Source organism: Asaia sp. As-1742, from assembly GCF_011753235.1.
In the GTDB taxonomy this organism is placed as follows: Bacteria; Pseudomonadota; Alphaproteobacteria; order Acetobacterales; family Acetobacteraceae; genus Asaia; species Asaia bogorensis_B.
The window spans coordinates 1-597 of the sequence record NZ_VWWA01000056.1; the positions used below are offsets into that span (position 1 = coordinate 1).

A 597-nucleotide genomic window follows, 5' to 3' on the forward strand; every position below is an offset into this window, starting at 1 on the left:
TTTCGCACGTCGACTGAAGACGCTCCGGGGCCTCACGCCATACGAATTCGTTTGCCAGCAATGGCAGCACGAGCCATCAAGATTCACGCAAAACCCGCACCATCAAAACCCGGGACCAAACACCTAGCGAGGTGATCGCCCATGCGGTGTGGCTGTATCACGTGTTTTCGCTCTCACTGCGCGATGTCGAGGCGATCCTTGCGGCACGGGGGATCGAGGTCACCTATGAGAGCATCCGCGCCTGGAACGACCGCTTCGGGCCGGTCTATGCGAAAAGACTGAAGCGCAGGCGCGCGAAGCCCGGCGATAAATGGCATCTCGACGAGGTCTTAGTGCGGAGCAAGGGAGTGATCCATTATTTCTGGCGTACCGTGGATCAGGAGGGCAACACGCTGGACGTTCTCCTCCAGGCGCGCCGCAATAAAAAGGCGGCCCTGCGTTTCTTTCGTAAGCTGCTCAAGGGGCTCCAGTACGTTCCACGCGTTATGGTTACCGATAAATGCCCCAGCTATGGCGCCGCAAGGAAAGAACTGCTGAGAAGCGTCGAACACCGGCAAAGCCGATACCTGAACAATCGGGTCGAGATGTCGCATTAGC

General features: G+C 58.0%; 1 protein-coding gene and 1 pseudogene. Both read left to right on the forward strand.

The annotated features are described in order from the left end of the window. A pseudogene (locus F3J08_RS16855) lies at window positions 1-127 on the forward strand (IS481 family transposase); the annotation flags it as partial. Window positions 128-131: 4 nt separating this feature from the next. Then, window positions 132-596 (forward strand): IS6 family transposase, encoded by a 465-nt coding sequence (locus F3J08_RS16860; RefSeq protein ID WP_166931935.1) that lies wholly within the window; start codon window positions 132-134, stop codon window positions 594-596. Window position 597: the final 1 nt, after the last annotated feature.